Source organism: Corynebacterium sp. 122RC1 (assembly GCF_024580955.1).
Classification (GTDB): Bacteria; Actinomycetota; Actinomycetes; order Mycobacteriales; family Mycobacteriaceae; genus Corynebacterium; species Corynebacterium kozikiae.
In genome coordinates this window covers 97,139-113,376 of sequence record NZ_JANIKD010000002.1, presented here as the reverse complement: position 1 = coordinate 113,376, position 16,238 = coordinate 97,139, and the positions used below count along the sequence as shown (strand labels likewise).

Annotated in this window: 16 protein-coding genes and 4 tRNA genes; 1 reads left to right on the top strand and 19 read right to left on the bottom strand. The window is 62.3% G+C overall.

Annotation, left to right across the window (positions count from 1 at the left end):
* Positions 1 to 226: 226 nt before the first annotated feature.
* The 14 genes from NQ050_RS01475 to NQ050_RS01410 form a co-directional block, all read right to left on the bottom strand.
* Positions 227 to 1,177 carry a DUF3068 domain-containing protein gene (locus NQ050_RS01475; protein WP_257037475.1) on the bottom strand — a complete coding sequence of 317 codons (951 nt, stop codon included), beginning with the start codon at positions 1,175 to 1,177 and terminating at the stop codon, positions 227 to 229.
* A gap of 126 nt (positions 1,178 to 1,303) precedes the next feature.
* The gene (rplL, locus tag NQ050_RS01470; RefSeq protein ID WP_257037474.1) at positions 1,304 to 1,693 is read right to left on the bottom strand and encodes a 50S ribosomal protein L7/L12; all 390 of its coding nucleotides are present in this window, start codon (positions 1,691 to 1,693) and stop codon (positions 1,304 to 1,306) included.
* A gap of 88 nt (positions 1,694 to 1,781) precedes the next feature.
* On the bottom strand, positions 1,782 to 2,297 hold the full coding sequence (rplJ, locus tag NQ050_RS01465; protein ID WP_257037473.1) for a 50S ribosomal protein L10: 516 nt from the start codon (positions 2,295 to 2,297) through the stop codon (positions 1,782 to 1,784).
* Positions 2,298 to 2,564: 267 nt separating this feature from the next.
* Positions 2,565 to 2,984 (bottom strand): DUF2752 domain-containing protein, encoded by a 420-nt coding sequence (locus tag NQ050_RS01460; protein WP_257037472.1) that lies wholly within the window; start codon positions 2,982 to 2,984, stop codon positions 2,565 to 2,567.
* A 21-nt stretch (positions 2,985 to 3,005) separates the two neighbouring features.
* Positions 3,006 to 3,380 (bottom strand): CD225/dispanin family protein, encoded by a 375-nt coding sequence (locus tag NQ050_RS01455; protein WP_257037471.1) that lies wholly within the window; start codon positions 3,378 to 3,380, stop codon positions 3,006 to 3,008.
* Between the two features lie 149 nt (positions 3,381 to 3,529).
* Positions 3,530 to 4,234 (bottom strand): 50S ribosomal protein L1, encoded by a 705-nt coding sequence (rplA, locus tag NQ050_RS01450; RefSeq protein WP_257037470.1) that lies wholly within the window; start codon positions 4,232 to 4,234, stop codon positions 3,530 to 3,532.
* A gap of 61 nt (positions 4,235 to 4,295) precedes the next feature.
* A complete protein-coding gene (rplK, locus tag NQ050_RS01445; protein WP_257037469.1) occupies positions 4,296 to 4,730 on the bottom strand; it encodes a 50S ribosomal protein L11 in 435 nt (144 codons plus the stop codon).
* Between the two features lie 202 nt (positions 4,731 to 4,932).
* Positions 4,933 to 5,808 carry a transcription termination/antitermination protein NusG gene (gene nusG, locus NQ050_RS01440; RefSeq protein WP_257037468.1) on the bottom strand — a complete coding sequence of 292 codons (876 nt, stop codon included), beginning with the start codon at positions 5,806 to 5,808 and terminating at the stop codon, positions 4,933 to 4,935.
* Positions 5,809 to 5,904: 96 nt separating this feature from the next.
* Positions 5,905 to 6,222 (bottom strand): preprotein translocase subunit SecE, encoded by a 318-nt coding sequence (gene secE / locus NQ050_RS01435; RefSeq protein WP_257037467.1) that lies wholly within the window; start codon positions 6,220 to 6,222, stop codon positions 5,905 to 5,907.
* Positions 6,223 to 6,378: 156 nt separating this feature from the next.
* Positions 6,379 to 6,451, bottom strand: a tRNA-Trp gene (locus tag NQ050_RS01430).
* Positions 6,452 to 6,493: 42 nt separating this feature from the next.
* Positions 6,494 to 6,565, bottom strand: a tRNA-Met gene (locus tag NQ050_RS01425).
* 42 nt (positions 6,566 to 6,607) lie between these two features.
* Positions 6,608 to 6,680, bottom strand: a tRNA-Thr gene (locus tag NQ050_RS01420).
* 690 nt (positions 6,681 to 7,370) lie between these two features.
* Positions 7,371 to 7,452, bottom strand: a tRNA-Tyr gene (locus tag NQ050_RS01415).
* 139 nt (positions 7,453 to 7,591) lie between these two features.
* Positions 7,592 to 8,596 carry a polyprenyl synthetase family protein gene (locus NQ050_RS01410; RefSeq protein WP_257037466.1) on the bottom strand — a complete coding sequence of 335 codons (1,005 nt, stop codon included), beginning with the start codon at positions 8,594 to 8,596 and terminating at the stop codon, positions 7,592 to 7,594.
* Between the two features lie 87 nt (positions 8,597 to 8,683).
* Between NQ050_RS01410 and NQ050_RS01405 the strand changes: the two genes are divergently transcribed.
* On the top strand, positions 8,684 to 9,964 hold the full coding sequence (locus NQ050_RS01405; RefSeq protein ID WP_257037465.1) for a geranylgeranyl reductase family protein: 1,281 nt from the start codon (positions 8,684 to 8,686) through the stop codon (positions 9,962 to 9,964).
* A gap of 10 nt (positions 9,965 to 9,974) precedes the next feature.
* Here the strand turns inward: NQ050_RS01405 and NQ050_RS01400 are convergent, their stop codons facing one another.
* From NQ050_RS01400 to NQ050_RS01380, 5 genes are read right to left on the bottom strand one after another with little or no spacing between them, the layout of a single operon-like run.
* Positions 9,975 to 10,664, bottom strand: coding sequence for a demethylmenaquinone methyltransferase (locus NQ050_RS01400; RefSeq protein ID WP_257037464.1), 690 nt, complete (start codon positions 10,662 to 10,664; stop codon positions 9,975 to 9,977).
* Positions 10,657 to 11,781: a glycosyltransferase family 1 protein gene (locus tag NQ050_RS01395; protein WP_257037463.1), complete on the bottom strand. Its 1,125-nt coding sequence runs from the start codon at positions 11,779 to 11,781 to the stop codon at positions 10,657 to 10,659. Before NQ050_RS01395 ends, NQ050_RS01400 begins: the two co-directional genes overlap by 8 nt.
* Before the next feature lie 3 nt (positions 11,782 to 11,784).
* Positions 11,785 to 12,258: a DUF3592 domain-containing protein gene (locus NQ050_RS01390; protein WP_257037462.1), complete on the bottom strand. Its 474-nt coding sequence runs from the start codon at positions 12,256 to 12,258 to the stop codon at positions 11,785 to 11,787.
* Positions 12,259 to 12,296: 38 nt separating this feature from the next.
* The gene (menD, locus tag NQ050_RS01385) at positions 12,297 to 13,922 is read right to left on the bottom strand and encodes a 2-succinyl-5-enolpyruvyl-6-hydroxy-3-cyclohexene-1-carboxylic-acid synthase (protein WP_257037461.1); all 1,626 of its coding nucleotides are present in this window, start codon (positions 13,920 to 13,922) and stop codon (positions 12,297 to 12,299) included.
* Between the two features lie 10 nt (positions 13,923 to 13,932).
* On the bottom strand, positions 13,933 to 16,233 hold the full coding sequence (locus tag NQ050_RS01380) for an excinuclease ABC subunit UvrA (protein WP_257037460.1): 2,301 nt from the start codon (positions 16,231 to 16,233) through the stop codon (positions 13,933 to 13,935).
* Positions 16,234 to 16,238: the final 5 nt, after the last annotated feature.

The following is a 16,238-nucleotide window of genomic DNA, read 5'->3' as shown; positions in this document are numbered from 1 at the left end:
CAGCCTTCTGATCAAGGTCGTCGAACTATGCTGGTTTGGCCCCAGCGCAACGAACTACGTTAGCGCACAACAAAGCAAAGCGCAACCCCCCCATTGCGGCTCATTTCCGACGCGCCCAAGGCCTCAGGCTCCCGCAGGCAGTCCAGCGGCGAAGGCGGTGATCGAGATGCCGGAACGTACGCGGCACACTATACAGCAGCCGCGGGCATCCGCGGCACCCACGCGCTTAGCGTGTTTCATTCCCTTCTTGACGCCTGCCTCCCGCGTAGGCACCAATCAGGCCGAGCACCGCCAGGAGTGATCCGACTCCGATCACAATGTAGTTACTCATACGGGCAATGTTGCCGTCCGACACACCTGCGGCCTGAGCCCGCATGGCCGCCTGGTCTTGTTCGGTCATTTGCGCGTCGGTACGCAACGCCGTTGCCACGCGCTGCCCGTCCTGCTGTGCGTAGTAGCTGTCCGTCTGCTCATGGATGTTGAGCACGAGCCCGGAGGTGGCGTCCACGGTGAACTCGCGGGTGGCCTGGTAGTAGAGCTCTACTTGCTGTTCGCCGATTGTGAGCGCAGAGCCCAGGACGCCGGTGGTTTGGGCGAGGTTCACCGGCTCGATTTCCTGCAGGTAGCGGTACACTACCCTGCCGTCTTGCTCGAGTTCTTCGGTGAAGATGGCGGGGGCGGAGGTGCGCAGCACTGGGTCGAACACCGGATATTCCGTTTGCTGGGCGTCCGTGGGGAACTTCAGCCAGAGGCCATCCAACGGGACCTCTTCAGTGGGGCTGGCGAGTTGGGTGCTCACCGTTGCATCCGTGGTGGGCATGCCGCTTGCACGCTCCATTTGGTAAGACCACACGCTGGCGCTTTGGAGGTTATCCAGCTCATCCGTTGAGCCCGCGAACACACTTACCCCGGCCCGCACCGCCACCGTGTCTTTGCTTACCGGTGGCTGTAGGTCAAAGTGGACCTGGCGGGTGAGCTCGGTGATGCGAGTTTCAGTTGGGCCTTCCGCGTTGGCTACCTCGGCGGCCGGGTCCACCAAGCTGAATGTGGTGTGCTCCAAGTCCAGGGGCAGCCGTGCATCCATGGTGACCATCCGCGGCCATAGAATCCCCCAGGCAACCAGTGCCAACCCCAGGCCCATGACCAACACGGAAATAATGCGCGACTTCGGAAGCATAAGGCCTGATTCTACCCAATGGGTGCCCGCACCCGCGGTGCGTGCAGCTCAAGTCCCTGCGGATGTTAGGGGCGGACATGCAAAAACTCCCCCGCCGTGTGGCGGAGGAGTGGAAAAAGCAAGTGATTACTTGAGGGTAACCTTTGCGCCTGCCTCTTCGAGCTTAGCCTTAGCAGCCTCAGCGTCATCCTTGGATGCGCCCTCGAGGATAGCCTTAGGTGCGCCCTCAACGAGCTCCTTAGCTTCCTTCAGGCCCAGGCCGGAGATGATCTCGCGAACAGCCTTGATCACGCCGATCTTCTTAGCGCCAGCGTCCTCGAGAACAACGTCGAACTCGTCCTTCTCCTCAGCGGCAGCAGCAGCGTCGCCACCAGCAGCGCCTGCAGCAGCAACTGCAACTGGAGCAGCAGCGGTAACCTCGAAGACCTCTTCGAATTCCTTGACGAACTCGGAGAGCTCGATCAGGGTCATCTCCTTGAAAGCCTCAATCAGCTCGTCCTTGGTGAGCTTAGCCATAATGGTGTTCCTTTCTTGGGTGGTGCTCCGCTCGCTGGCCTTGCACCGAAGTATGTGTGAAAAGTGTTGCCCTTAAGGCGGGCAGCCTTTACGCGTCCTTCTTTTCCTGGAGTGCAGCCGCGAGGCGTGCAACCTGGGAAGCAGGAGCGTTGAACAGGCCAGCGGCCTTTGCCAAGTTGCCCTTCATGGCACCAGCCAGCTTTGCGAGAGTGGTCTCGCGGTTGTCCAGCTCGGCGATAGCATCCACCTGAGCAGCGCTCAGTGCGTTGCCGTCCATGTAGCCACCCTTGACCACAAATGCCTTGTTCTCAGAAGCGAACTTCTTGAGAGCCTTAGCGGCATCCACAGCTTCGCCCTTGATGAAAGCAACAGCGGTTGGGCCAACGAACTGCTCGTCCAGGCCCTCCACGCCAGCTTCCTTAGCGGCGATCTTGAGAAGGGTGTTCTTGGCGACGGAGTACTGGACATCAGCACCCAGAGCGCGACGCAGCTCGGTGGTCTGAGCCACGGTCAGGCCGCGGTACTCAGTGAGCACGAATGCATCGGTCTCAGCAAAGCGGTTCTTGAGCTCTGCAAGAGATTGTTCGTTCTTTGGGTTTGCCATTACTTCGCCTCCTTCCTCATGTACGTTTTCATGTTCATCCGCCGAGGCTTTCCATCAGGCCAAAATTGGCCAAACAAAAAACCCCGTGCAAGAGCACAGGGCACACAATCTTCTGCAAGATTCCGGCTGAAGTAACTCCTGCGTGGGCCGTTCCATTGGGGTGGAATCCTTCGAGCGCTCGCGCGCTAACCGACGGTCTTTGGTGAAACTTGAGCGAGGGCATTCAAGCCCTTTCAAACTTCACCGGATTACCCTAGCGCAAAGCATTCACACTTGCAAATTTACAAATGGTTCCCACGGCAGGAGCCGCAGCACGAACCACAGGAGCAGCGCAGCTCCCAGAATGTACGACGCGCCCGGCGCATGCTCCCACCGCGGAATCCGGCGCCCCACCGTAGCCAGGGCCCACGCCACAAAACTCCAACCCACCAGCACCACCCCAAGCAGCCCTAGGGCGTTGTAGTGAAGGGCGCTGGGCACGTCGAAATGCATGAGGGAATACAGCATCCGCATGGAGCCACATCCTGGGCAGTTGAAGCCGAACAGCGCCTTTGTGGGGCACACCGGGATGGGGCCACCTGGGGTGGTGGGGTCCGCGGCGTAAATGAACGCACACCCGCAGATTGCCGCGGCTGCTACGAGAGCCGGGCCAACCGGGGTGTGCGTGAAGCGGGTTTGGAGATCCACTGTTGTATGCGTGTATGCGATCTACAGGGTTGGGTCGTCCAACATCCCGGATGCGCCAACAAAAAACATGAATCCCAGGTACGCCACCATCACAACCACAGCGGCAACGGCGCTCCAGATTGCAAAATTCTTGGCTTTCTTGGATGCGTCCTCTGCCTCTGCGAAACGACCCTCACCCCAGTAGCGATCCACACGGGTGGAGTAGTAGATGCCCACGGCGCCCAGTGGCAAACAGCACAGCAGAGTGGACAGGATCGTCCACACGAGGTACGTCTCCGGGCGGGTGCCACCAAAACCGAAACCGGCTCCAGAACCTGGGGCCTGGGGGTTGTATGGCTGGTTCGGCTGGTTTGGATCGCCTGGCTGGTTTGCAAATGGATCGTTGGGGTAGGTCATACGTCTTCCTCCAGTTTGGGTTTGGGACTGAAACAGAGCCTAGCGCATTGTTCGGCGGGACCGCTTGATTGGACGTTCATAAGCTCTCCTGAAACGGCAACTGCCCTCCCCCATTCGCGTGGTGGGGAGGGCAGTGCATGAGCCGTTTGTTAGGCGGTGTAGTTCTTCTGAACAGAAGGATCCACAGGAACGCCTGGGCCGAAGGTGGAGGTCATGGTGACCTTCTTGATGTAGACACCCTTAGAGGAGGATGGCTTGATGCGGTTGAGCTCGTCGATGAGCGCGCCGTAGTTCTCAGCCAGTGCCTCAGCACCGAAGGAAGCCTTGCCGAGGATTGCGTGGAGGTTGGAAGCCTTGTCCACGCGGAAGGAGATCTTGCCGCCCTTGACGTCGGCGATTGCCTTGGCCACATCGGTGGTCACGGTGCCGGTCTTAGGGTTTGGCATGAGGCCACGAGGGCCGAGCACGCGAGCCACGCGGCCCACCTTTGCCATCTGGTCTGGGGTTGCGATTGCAACGTCGAAGTCGGTCCAGCCGCCGGTGATCTTCTCGATCAGATCGTCGGAGCCAACTGCGTCTGCGCCTGCAGCCTCAGCCTCGGTTGCCTTCTCGCCAGCAGCGAACACAACCACGCGCACGGTCTTACCGGTGCCGTTTGGCAGGGAGACGGTGCCGCGAACAAGCTGGTCAGCCTTGCGGGGGTCAACGCCGAGACGGATTGCAACGTCCACGGTGGCGTCGGTGTTCTTGGAGGAGGTCTCCTTCACCAGGTTTGCAGCCTCGAGTGGGCTGTAGAGGCGGGAGCGATCTACCTTTTCAGCCTGTGCGTTGTACGCCTTAGACCTTTTGCTCATTGTAAAAATCCTTTGATTTTATGTGGTGCGGGCCGAAGCGGGCCCTCCCACGGGTGAAAAATTATTCCTTGACCTCGATGCCCATGGAACGAGCGGTGCCGGCGATGATGCGCGCAGCGTTCTCGATGTCATTGGCGTTGAGGTCTTCCATCTTGGTCTGAGCGATTTCCTTGACCTGATCCATGGTCACGGAGCCGACCTTCTGGGTGTGTGGAACGCCGGAGCCCTTCTGCAGGCCAGCGGCCTTCAGCAGCAGCTTGGCTGCTGGTGGGGTCTTCAGCTTGAAGTCGAAGGAGCGGTCTTCGTAGACGGTGATCTCAACAGGGATCACGTTGCCACGCTGGGACTCAGTTGCAGCGTTGTAAGCCTTGCAGAACTCCATGATGTTCACGCCGTGAGCACCAAGAGCTGGGCCCACTGGTGGGGCTGGGTTTGCCTGGCCTGCTTCGATCTGCAGCTTGATGAAGCCAGTGACCTTCTTCTTCTTTGGAGCCATCAGTTGTACCAACTTTCCTGAGGTTCACGCCCCCAAACCTGATGGATTGAGCCTGGTGACGCCCGGATGCCCGCCTTCGCAAGCCACCGGAGGATGAATGAATATGTGCGCACAAGGCGCAAGGAGCCAGCCTAGCACAGCAAAACGACGCCGCCAAAGGCGCTGCGTGGTTGCGGCAGCCTGGCGGCGTCGGGAGGGATTATTAAGAGATTTTCTCCACCTGGTCGAAGGTGAGCTCCACTGGGGTCTCGCGGCCGAAGATGGACACCAGGGCCTGGATCTTGCCATTTTCATGGTCGATCTCATTGATGGTGGCGGACACGCTGGCCAATGCACCGGTGAGGATCGTGACGGCCTCGCCCACCTGGTAGTCCACGGCAACCTTTGGCTTGGTGGACTCGCCTGGCATTGCCACAACCTTCTCGCCCTCGTTGTTGGTGGCGGCTGCGTCCGCACCAGCGGCGAGGGCTTCCTGTGGCATGAGGAACTTGGCAACGTCGCGGTGCTTTACAGCGGTGGCATTGCCTTCGTTGCCCACGAAGCTGGTCACACCTGGAGTGTCGCGCACCACGGACCAAGCACGGTCGTTGATGTCCATACGAACCAGCACATAACCCGGCAGCAGCTTGCGCTTCACGAGCTTGCGCTTACCATCGCGGATCTCCAGGGCCTGCTCGATGGGGACCACTACCTCATAGATGGAGTCTTCCACTTCGAGGGTCTGCGCGCGCATGTCAAGGTTGGTCTTCACCTTGTTTTCGTAGCCGGAGTAGCACTGCACGATGTACCACTGGCCAGGAAGCTTCTTGAGCTCACGAGTGTACTTGCGCAGGCGGGCCTTGTACTCGGCGTCCTCATCCGCTGGCTCCTCACCCTCAGGTTGTTCGGCCTGCTCGCTGGCAATGGCAGCTTCGTAGTCAGCCTCCTGAACGGGCTGCTCCTCAGCCTCCCCTGCCGCGATTGCAGCCTCTTCGGCTTCGGCCTGGGCCGCGTCGGCAGCCGTGGTTGCCTCAATTGCTTGATCGACGGCCTCTTCGAAGGCCTCGGCGAAGGAGCCCGTGGTGGATTCGCTGCTCATGCTGGTCTCTCCTGCGTGTAGACGAAAAACGTATCCCGCCGGCCTAAGCGATGTGCTTGGGATTCGGCGGGAAGAAACTAGCTGCCAGTATAGCCCCTAGGTGAGCACTCGCTCAACTCCCAGGCCCACGATGAAGTCAACGCCAGCGACGAGGGCGGTCATCAAAATGAGGAAAGCAAACACGATCAAGGTGTAATTCACCATCTGCTTCGCAGTAGGCCAAATCACCTTGCGCATCTCCTGCACAACCTCAGGCAGGAAGCTCACGACCTTATTGCCGCTCTTCTCCTCCGCCTCCGCAGGCACAACGCGCTTGGATTCGTAGGAAGCCGTAGAAGTAGTGCTCACGCCCGCCAACTGACGCTTACCGGTAGGGCGAGGTGCCTCCACGTTTTCAGGCTGTTGATCGCTCACAGCTCTCCTCAAAAAAATCTCAGGTGACCACGGAACGGCCACATAACTGCACTACTATACCAAATTTTGTGCGAGCGGTGCTTTGGGCGCTGTAATGGGCTGCGTTCGGGGCGCATTGCAAAGGCCACCTCCCTGTTGGAAGGTGGCCTTGATTTGCAGGGGCGACAGGACTCGAACCTGCAACCTACGGTTTTGGAGACCGTTGCTCTACCAATTGAACTACGCCCCTATGGCTGGGTTGCTCCTGCAGTGTAGCAGGAAACAATCCTCGTAGCGATGGCGAGAATTGAACTCGCGACACAGCGATTATGAGTCGCTTGCTCTACCACTGAGCTACACCGCCAGATCTCCCTCACCTGGAGCTGCACCCCAGATAAAAGAACAGAGCCCCCTGACAGAATCGAACTGTCGACCTTTTCCTTACCATGGAAACGCTCTGCCGACTGAGCTAAGGGGGCCTAGCCTCTTCAATTCGCACCGGTTTACACCGGCCCGCTCCGTTGAAGCCTCACAAAGATTAACCCGACACACACAAAGAACACAAATCAGCAGGCAGAAGGGCAAAAATGTAGGTTTGGTTGCGCGCGTTGACTGCGGGAGCTTTGGTTGCGGGCGTCTTAATAGTGGGCGTCTTGGTTGCGGGCGTTGCGAATGCGCGCTTAACCCGAAGCAGGACACCTTTGGCGAAGTTTGCACCAACAAACGCGAACGTGTCCTCATTAGGGCGCATCCGTACAGATCTGAAATAACCACCACCCAGGACGAACCCTAACCAGGACACCTTCTCCTAAGTTCGTACCAATTACCGCGAACGTGTCCTCATTTGGGCACATCCGTACAGGCCCGAAAAGACCACCACCCAGGACGAACCCTAACCAGGACACCTCTGCCCAAACGCGCACCAACAAACGCAAAAGTGTCCTCCCTAGGGCGCACCCTCCAAACCAGAACGGGAAACAACCCACCCGGAGCGAACCCTAAACAGGACACCTTTCATCAAACGCGCACCAACAAATGCGGAAGTGTCCTCCCTAGGGCGCGCGCCCGGCCCCACTCGCCCCCCAAACACACCGCAGCCCCCTCAAGCCACGGCCCCAACCCCATTGCGCACAAAACAAAAACCACACCGTTTCCGGTGTGGTTCGTTGTGCCAGGTAGAAGATTCGAACTTCTGTAGGCAATGCCGACGGATTTACAGTCCGCTCCCTTTGGCCGCTCGGGCAACCTGGCGCGCACCAGCATGTGGTGCGTTCAACACTTTACTATGAGCAGTGCGGGGGTTTGCAAATCAGCAGGTCACCGCAGCAATCCCAGTAGGAATCCCGGCAGCAATCCCAGCACCTACCCCAGCAGCAGGCAACCGGCGGCGCTAGCCCACGCGCTCCACGGTGTAGTGCGCGAGCTGGCGCAGGGCGTGGGTGACGGGGAGGTCGGGGAGGTCGGCGAGTTGGCGGTCGGCTTCGTCGAGGTAGCGGCGAACGTCAGCGAGGGCACGCTCACGGCCGGTGGATTGGCCGAGGAGGGTGAGGGCGCGTTCTACGTCGGCGTCGTTGGTGAGCGGGCCGGTGAGCAGGCCACGGAGCTGCTCGCCTACCTCGGTGTCCTCGGCCAAGGCGTAGAGGACGGGGAGGGTGAACACGCCTTCGCGGAGGTCGGTGCCTGGGGTTTTGCCGGACTCTTCGGGGTTGGAGAAGATGTCGATAATGTCATCGACGATCTGGAACACCATGCCCACCGCAGCACCGAACCCTTGCAGAGCCTTGGTGTGTGCGGCGGAGGCGTCGGAATGCAGGGCGCCCAGGAAGCCTGCGGAGGCGATGAGCACGCCGGTCTTTCCCTCGATGACCTTGAGGTAGTGCTCGATTGGGTCGCCGCCGCGCGCGCCCACGGTTTCCCGCATTTGGCCGGTGACCAGTGCCCCAAAGGTTTCGGCGAAGTGTGCCAGGGTTTCCACGCCGAGCTCGGACATGAGGCGGGAGGCGTGGGCCAGGAGGATGTCGCCGGCGAGGATGGCCACGGAGTTGTTCCAGCGGGAGTTTGCGGACTCCACGCCGCGGCGGCGCTCGGCTTCATCCATCACGTCGTCGTGGTAAAGGGTGGCCAGGTGGGTCATTTCCACAACCACCGCCGCCTTTACCACGTCTTCGCAGCCGGGGCGGGTGCCGTACTGGGAGGCCAGGAGCGTGAACATGGGGCGGAAGCGCTTCCCGCCGGCCAACGCGAGGTGCTTGACCTTCTCCACAAGGAAGTCTTCTCCCACGCTGAGCTCCTTGAGCAGCAGGGCTTCCGTCTGCTCCATTCCGCGGGCGATGGCCTCGCCTAGTTGTGGGTCACCGAACTCAAGCGGAGCGTGCAAGGCGGAGGCGTTGCTCATCGTTGAAAAACTCCCGGTGGTTTCTTTGTTGCTGATGCGGCGGTTACTAACCCCTTAACCGTAGTCGATTGGCGAGGTCAGATACACATGACGCGGTTTTTCTTGCACAATGATGGGGTGACTGTTCCCGAACAAGCCCCAAGCAATGCCGTGGATGTGCTCATCATCGGCGCAGGCCCCAGTGGCGCGTCCGCTGCCATCCACGCAGCTCGTCGGGGATTTTCCGTACTTCTCACCGACCAAGCGAGCTTCCCCCGGGACAAAACCTGCGGCGACGGCCTCACCCCGCGTGCGATCACGCAACTGCGCGCCCTCGGCATCGACGTCACCTCCCGCTACCACAACCAGGGTCTCAAGCTGCATGGATTCGGCGGCTCCCAAACGGTGCCCTGGCCCAACTCCAGCTTCGGGCAGGTGGGCTCCGCCATGCCGCGCCGCGAGTTCGATCAATTGCTTTTCGACGCCGCCCAGCGCCTGCCGGAAGTCGCCGTGCGCTGCGGCGTTGCGGCACGCACCCCAAACTTCCGCGGCGGCAAGCTCGACTCCGTAACCTTCGCCGACGGCCACACTGTACGCGCAAAGTTTGTGCTGGTTGCCGACGGCGTCCGCTCCACCTTCGGTAAGACCCTGGGGCGCACCTGGCACCGCGGCGAGGTGTATGGCATCGCCGCTCGCTCTTACTGCGACACGGCGCGCCACGACGAACCGTGGATCCACTCCCACCTGGAACTTCGCGACCCCGAAGGGGGCATCCAACCCGGCTACGGGTGGATCTTCCCCCTGGGCAACGGCCAAGCAAACGTGGGCTGCGGCGCCCTGTCCACCGAGTCCCGTCCGGCGCGCATCAACACCAAAAAGCTGCTCCACCACTACGCCGCCACCTGCGGTGACGGATGGGATTTTGGCACCCCGCAACAGGTCACCAGCGCCCTGCTTCCCATGGGAGGTGCGGTGAGCAATGTGGCCGGCCCGAACTGGATGATGATCGGCGACGCCGCCGCCTGCGTGAACCCCCTCAACGGCGAGGGCATTGACTACGGCATGGAAACCGCGGCGCTCGCCGTGGAACACCTTGACGAGCATAAAGACCTCACCCTGGTGTGGCCGCACACGCTACGCCAACACTACGGCGAGGCCTTCCTTCTGGCCCGTACCGCCGCGCGGTTGCTCACCTACCCGCAGTTCCTTCCCCTGACGGGGCCGCTGGCGCTGCGCGGGCGCCTGGGCCAGGCGATCATGCCCGCCGCCGCCCGCCTCATGGGCAATCTGGTGACGCAGGAGGATACGGACCTCGTGGCTCGAGCGTGGCGCGGCGCGGGGGCCGCGATGCAACGGTTCCGCGGCAGCCGCCCGCTGTGGGACGCCTAAAGGGGGACGCTTAAGCTGGCTTTATGGCGGAGTGCAGCGCCACGATGCCAAAGGTGAGGTTTTGCCAGCCGCAGTCCTGCCAGCCGCACTCGTTGATTGCCCGGGCGAGGTCTTCTTGGTCCGGCCAGGCCCGGATGGAATCGGCCAGATACTCGTAGGCCTCAGGGTTGCTGGACACCGCGCGCGCAATGACCGGCAGTGCCCTCATGAGATATTCCTTGTAGACGGTGGCGAACACCGGCACCACAGGGGTGGAAAACTCCGCAACGGTGAGCCGCCCGCCGGGCTTGGTGACCCTGGCGAGTTCCTTGAGGCCCTGGCGGAAGTCTTGGATGTTGCGCAGCCCGTAGGAGATGGTCACGGCGTCAAAGGTGTTGTCCGGGAAGGGCAGTTGCATGCCGTCGCCGCAGACTTTGGGCACTTGGCGGTGAGCACCGGCGGCCAGCATTCCTTGGGAGAAGTCGCAGGCCACGCACCATGCCCCCGTGGTGGCCAGTTCCTCAGTGCTCACCGCGGTGCCCGCCGCGAGGTCGAGCACCAGCTCGCCTGGGCGGAGGTTCAGGCGTTCGCGGGTTTTGCACCGCCACATGCGGTCTTGGCCAAAGCTGAGGACCGTATTGGTGATGTCGTAGTTCTTGCCCACGGCGTCGAACATGCGCGCAACGTCAAAGGGTTTCTTATCAAGGGATGCTTTAGCCACGGTGTAACAGTCTATCGAACCAGCGCTGCTCGTGGGCCGCCCCTCCGGTTGCCAGCTCGTAAAAGCCTAAAAGTTCGTGGGCTTTGTCTTCCCACCGGCGGTTGGCCACTGAGGCGGCGATGCGCTGAGGGTTCGCGTATTCAAAGGCGCGCACAACGGCGTCGGGAAGCTCCTGAGTGAAGCTGTCTACCGGCAGCAGCTCGCCGCTGAGGTCCGGCACCACGAGGTCGCGGGGGCCTCCCTGGTTGGGGGCGATGGTGGGCACGCCGCTGGCGTGGGCCTCTTGGATGGTTTGGCAGAAGGTTTCAAATTCGCCGGGGTGGACGAAGACGTCGAAGTCCCGGTAGGCCTGCGCGAGCTGCTCGCCGAATAGCGCTCCGCGGAATGTGGCGTTGGGCATGTGCCGTTGGAGGGCTTCCCGCTCGGGGCCATCGCCCACGATGACCACCCGAAACCTTGGGTCAGCCGCGAGGACCCCCAGCCGGTGCACCCCTTTTTCCGCAGCCAGCCTGCCCACGTAACCCACTGTGATCCTGGTGCTGCGTCGGCACGCTTGTTTGGGCTGGAACAGCTCGGTGTCCACTCCCCTCGCCCAACGATGCACCCGTTCAATGCCGTGGCGCTCAAGGACCTCGATGGTGGCGGTGGAAGGCGCGAGGGTGAGCGCACAGCGATTGTGGAAAGCGCGGGTCCACGCCCAGGTGGCGCGTTCCAGAGGGGCCAGGTGGTAGCGGCCGGTGTAGCCCGCGATGTCCGTCTGAAACACAGCGACGGTGGGCACGCCCATCTGCGAAGCCACGAACGCCGCGAAGCCGCCCAGGAAAAACGGGCTGGCCAGGTGGATCACGTCTGGGGCGAACTCGGCGAGGTGCTCACGCAGGGTCGGCAGCGGCAACCCCAGGGGCAGGGAATTGATCCGAGGCATCATGATCGTGGGGACACGCAGTACCGACGCCCCGTGGATCCGCGAAACCTCCTCATGGTGATCCCGAGCCGCGGGGGCGATCACGATCACCTCATGGCCTGCAGCGCGCAGGAAGGGGATCACCTGCACCACAGAATTGGTTACCCCGTTGAAATTGGGAAGGAAGCTCTCTGCGATGATCGCGACCCTCATGGATCATGTCCTTTCCTGCGAACCCTGCTCACTTTCGCTAGCCGCTTGGGAGGCTTGGGCGGCTTGGCGTTGCCTGTGCCAAGAAGTAGTCCACCACAGAGCGGCCAACACCGCAGCACAACTCACCCACACGCTCAGCGCCGGGATGACAGAAAGGGTCCAAGAACGGCCCTCCACCTTGACTAATTCAGGGTTGTCCAGGGCGTAATTCACCCACACTCTCTGGCCCACCCCCAAACCGGTGGGGTACAACAGGCCGGACCGTGGACTATGGCTGAAACCCTTTTGATCCTGGAACTCCACGGTGGTTCTGGTGAACGTCACCGCCTGCACGGTGGCCAAGGCGCGGCCGGGGTTGGAGTCGATCGTGCGGTCGTTGAGCCAGGGGCCCACCACCATGGCGATGCAGCCGATCGTCACCGCAACACTCAGCGCCATGATGAGCTGGTGGAGCCTGCGGTGCACATTCCGGTGCATCCGCCGCACATTCCCCTCATGAGCTTGCGGGGGCACGGCTAGCCCATGCTTCCCATGCTCACCTGGGCCTGGAGCTGCTTGTGGAGCTCGCGCAAGCCCTCGCGGCTGGTGGTGGCCTCAATGATGCGGAACCCTGCGACCTCCGTGGTGTCCATGAGGGAGGTGATGAGCTCCTGCAGGTTCTCCGCGCGTACATAGTCCACGTTGTAGGCCTGTGCCAGAGCCTCGATGTCCACGTTGTGCGGGGTGCCAAAGGCTCGCTCAAAGGAGGGCTGGTATTGGGATTCGCCCACCTCAAGGGTGTGGAAGATGCCGCCGCCGTTGTCATTGGCAACCACAATGGTGAGGTTTTCCGGCAGAGGCGAGTCCGGGCCGATGAGCAGGCCCGGCGCGTCGTGGAGGAAGGTGACGTCACCCATGAGGGCAACGGTGCGAGGTGCACGCACCTCCTCGCGGTGGGCGGCCTGCACGGCAAGTGCCACGCCGATGGCTTGGGATACGGTGCCGTCGATTCCCGCTGCGCCGCGCGCGGCGATGGTGTCCACTCCGGGGAACGGCAGGCCCACCAGGGAGGCGTCGCGGACCGGGTTGGAGGAACCAAGCAGCAGGGTGTCGCCGGTGCCCAGGGTGTCCGCCACGGCGGCGGCTGCGTGCAGGCCGGTGAAGCCGTGGTCTTCGGCGAGTGTGTTGCGCACGGCCTGGGCCGCGAGGTCCGACGCCGCCGCGCAGATCTCCAGCCACGCCTTGGTGGGCGCGCCGGTGGTCTTGATGTTGCTGGCCACAGTCCGCTCGCTGCGACCGAGGTCCGTGACCGTGTCCGTGCGGCTCAGCACCAAAAGTTCAATGTCCGGATCTTGGGTGAGCGCGAGCACCCCACGGTGCAGCGTTGGGTGCCCAACCACCACCACCTGTTCCGGCTTGGTGCGCACCACATAGCCCTCGGCGCTCACCTGCTCGTGGGCAAAAATGCCTGCTGCCAGCGGATGCACCGGCACGAAGGGGGCCGGTGCGGTGGGCTCGGCGATGGTGGGTACGTCCTCCAGCCCAGGCACCTCCCAGGCCTCGTCACCCGCAATCACCAGGGTGTTGCGGGAAAGGTCCAGGGTGGCCGTGCCGTGGTCGTGGAACTGTGGGCGGAAACGCTGCTTCACCGCGCCGCCCGCAGGGGCCGGCAGGCCCTCCACGAGAGGGGTGTCCAAGGCAATGTTGAGGTGCGCTTGGCCGCGGCGCAGGGCTTGGTGGAGGAAAGCCACTTCCCCCTCATGAGCAATAGTGGTTGTGGGCACTCCGGCGGAGGCAAAGATATCCTGCTGGTTGATGGTTTGATTCGCGCCGGTGCCCTGGAGGCGGGCTGGGCGGTCCGCGGAAATCACCACCAACGGGGTGTGAGAATACGCCGCCTCCACCATGGCCGGGGCGCAGTTGGCTACCGCTGTCCCTGAGGTGGTGACAACCCCCACCGGCTGCCCCGTTGCGCGCGCGATGCCCAGTGCCAGGAAGGCGGCGCTGCGCTCGTCGATACGCGTGTGCACACGGATATCTTCGCGGGCGAGCAGCTCCAGGGACAGCGCGGAATTACGCGAGCCTGGGCAAATCACCACATGGTCAAGGTGTGTGGCGAGGGCGGCGACAACGAGGCGGGCAAGCTGCGGCGATGAAGTCATGCCAGGGATTTTACACTCGAGCCCCAGCAGCCCCAGCCGCAACCGCCTCCTTCAACGCGTGCCCTGTGAGGGTGTCTGCCTGCACGAGCTTCGCAGGAGGCCCCTGGAACACCACTTTGCCGCCCGCCGCGCCGGCACCTGGGCCCATGTCGATGATGTGGTCCGCGGCAGCCATCACGGCCACGTTGTGCTCGATCGCGATCACAGTCTTACCAGCGTCCACGAGGCTGCGCAGCATGGTGATGATGGTCTGGGTGTCTGCCAGGTGCAGGCCGGTGGTGGGTTCGTCGAGCACGATTACGGAAGCTGCATCGTTCATCTGCGCGGCCAGCTTGAGGCGTTGGCGCTCGCCACCGGACAGCGTGTTCAGCGGCTGCCCCAGGCGGATGTACGCGAGGCCCACCTGCTGGAGGCGGCGCAGGATCTTTGCGGCCTCGCCGGTAGTGAACACCGTTGCCGCCTGTGCCACGGACATATCCAGCACCTCCGCGATGTTGTAGCTCCCGCCACCCTTGGGCGCGCTCACCGTGTACTGCAGCACCTCCTCCTTGAAGCGCTTGCCGCCGCAGGCCTCACAGGGGCTGGACACGCCGGCCATGATGGCCAGGTCCATGTACGTCACGCCGAGCCCGCCGCAAATCTCACACGCGCCCTCGGAGTTCGCGGAAAACAGCGCCGGCTTCACCCCGTTATCCTTGGCAAACTTGCTGCGGATCTTGTCCAGCAGCCCGGTGTAGGTGGAGGGGCTGGAGCGCCGAGAGCCGCGGATCGCGCTTTGATCCACCACGAGGACGTCGGGATCGCCCGCCAAACCGAGCTCGATGAGAGTGGACTTGCCGGAGCCAGCCAAGCCCGTGACCACGCTCAGCACCCCGCGCGGCACCTCTACCTCAACGTTTTCCAGGTTGTTCGCGCTCACCGGCCCCACGCGCAGCACACCCTTGCCCTGCGCAGGGTTGGTGTTCAGCTCTACGTCGCGCGTGAGGTAGCGTGCGGTAATGCTTTCCGACGCCCCCAGGCCCGCAACGTCCCCCGCGTAGACCAGGGTGCCTCCGGCTTCACCGGCACCGGGGCCGATGTCCACGATGTGGTCAGCGATGGCGATGACCTCCGGCTTGTGTTCCACGACTAGCACGGTGTTGCCCTTGTCGCGGATCTGCTGCAGCAGGGTGTTCATACGGGTGATGTCATGCGGGTGCAAGCCGGCCGTGGGCTCATCAAACACATAGGTCACGTCCGTGAGCGGGGAGCCTAAGTGGCGGACCATCTTCACGCGCTGCGCTTCGCCGCCGGACAGCGTGCCGGCTTGGCGGTCTAGGGACAGGTAACCCAAGCCCACCTGATCCATGGCCTCCAGAATCCCGCCGAGCGACGTCAGAGCGGGGCGGACCTGGGGCGCGTCGATACCCTCAATGAATTCTTTGAGCTCGCTGACCTGCATCGCCTGGCACTGCGCGATGGTGCGGCCTGCTACTGTGGCCGTGCGCGCTGCCTCGTTGAGCCTGGCGCCGCCGCATTCCGGGCAGGTGGCTTTGGTAGACACGCGCTGCACAAAGTCCACGATCTGCTTGGCTTTGGGTGGTTCGGCGCGGTCGATCCACAGACGGCGGATGCGGGTGACAAGCCCCTCATAGGTTTGGTTCTTGCCTTCTACCTTGATTTTTTGGCTCGGCGCGTAAAGGAAGAATTCCAGCTCCTCGGCGCTGAACTCCGCGACGGCCTTGTTGGGATCCAACTGAGGGATTTCACCATAGGTTTTCCAATACCACTCCCCCACCGCGAAGCCCGGCGCGCTGATCGCGCCTTCGTTGAGGGATTTTGTGCGGTCTAGGAACACGGACTCATCCAGGGTTGCGGCCTCGCCGGTGCCCTCACAGCCGGGGCACATGCCCTCCGGAAGGTTGAAAGAAAACATCCCGGAGGTGCCAACGTGTGGCTCGGAAAGCCTGGAGAAGATGAGGCGGAGCAGGGCATTTGCATCCGTTGCCGTGCCCACCGTAGAGCGAATGGAGGCACCCATGCGCTCCTGGTCAATGATGATCGCGGGGCTTAAATTTTCCAGCACGTCCACATCTGGGCGCGGCAGCGAAGGCATGAAACCCTGGATGAAGGCTGAGTAGGTTTCATCGAACAACCTGCGCGATTCCGCGGCGATGGTGCCGAACACCAGGGAGGACTTGCCACTGCCAGAGACACCAGTGAACACAGTGAGGCGGCGTTTGGGCACATCGACGTCGAGGTCTTTGAGGTTATTTACCCTGGCACCGCGCACGGTGATGGTGGAGTGAGCATCGGCTGGGTTGACTGTCATTCGGT

Excerpts from the sequence above, each read along its gene's own strand:
- NQ050_RS01475 (WP_257037475.1), bottom strand. The coding sequence starts at position 1,177 with ATGCTTCCGAAGTCGCGCATTATTTCCGTGTTGGTCATGGGCCTGGGG.
- rplL (WP_257037474.1), bottom strand. The coding sequence starts at position 1,693 with ATGGCTAAGCTCACCAAGGACGAGCTGATTGAGGCTTTCAAGGAGATG.
- rplJ (WP_257037473.1), bottom strand. The coding sequence starts at position 2,297 with ATGGCAAACCCAAAGAACGAACAATCTCTTGCAGAGCTCAAGAACCGC.
- NQ050_RS01455 (WP_257037471.1), bottom strand. The coding sequence starts at position 3,380 with ATGACCTACCCCAACGATCCATTTGCAAACCAGCCAGGCGATCCAAAC.
- rplA (WP_257037470.1), bottom strand. The coding sequence starts at position 4,234 with ATGAGCAAAAGGTCTAAGGCGTACAACGCACAGGCTGAAAAGGTAGAT.
- rplK (WP_257037469.1), bottom strand. The coding sequence starts at position 4,730 with ATGGCTCCAAAGAAGAAGAAGGTCACTGGCTTCATCAAGCTGCAGATC.
- nusG (WP_257037468.1), bottom strand. The coding sequence starts at position 5,808 with ATGAGCAGCGAATCCACCACGGGCTCCTTCGCCGAGGCCTTCGAAGAG.
- NQ050_RS01410 (WP_257037466.1), bottom strand. The coding sequence starts at position 8,596 with ATGAGCAACGCCTCCGCCTTGCACGCTCCGCTTGAGTTCGGTGACCCA.
- NQ050_RS01405 (WP_257037465.1), top strand. The coding sequence starts at position 8,684 with ATGACGCGGTTTTTCTTGCACAATGATGGGGTGACTGTTCCCGAACAA.
- NQ050_RS01395 (WP_257037463.1), bottom strand. The coding sequence starts at position 11,781 with ATGAGGGTCGCGATCATCGCAGAGAGCTTCCTTCCCAATTTCAACGGG.
- NQ050_RS01390 (WP_257037462.1), bottom strand. The coding sequence starts at position 12,258 with ATGCACCGGAATGTGCACCGCAGGCTCCACCAGCTCATCATGGCGCTG.
- menD (WP_257037461.1), bottom strand. The coding sequence starts at position 13,922 with ATGACTTCATCGCCGCAGCTTGCCCGCCTCGTTGTCGCCGCCCTCGCC.
- NQ050_RS01380 (WP_257037460.1), bottom strand. The coding sequence starts at position 16,233 with ATGACAGTCAACCCAGCCGATGCTCACTCCACCATCACCGTGCGCGGT.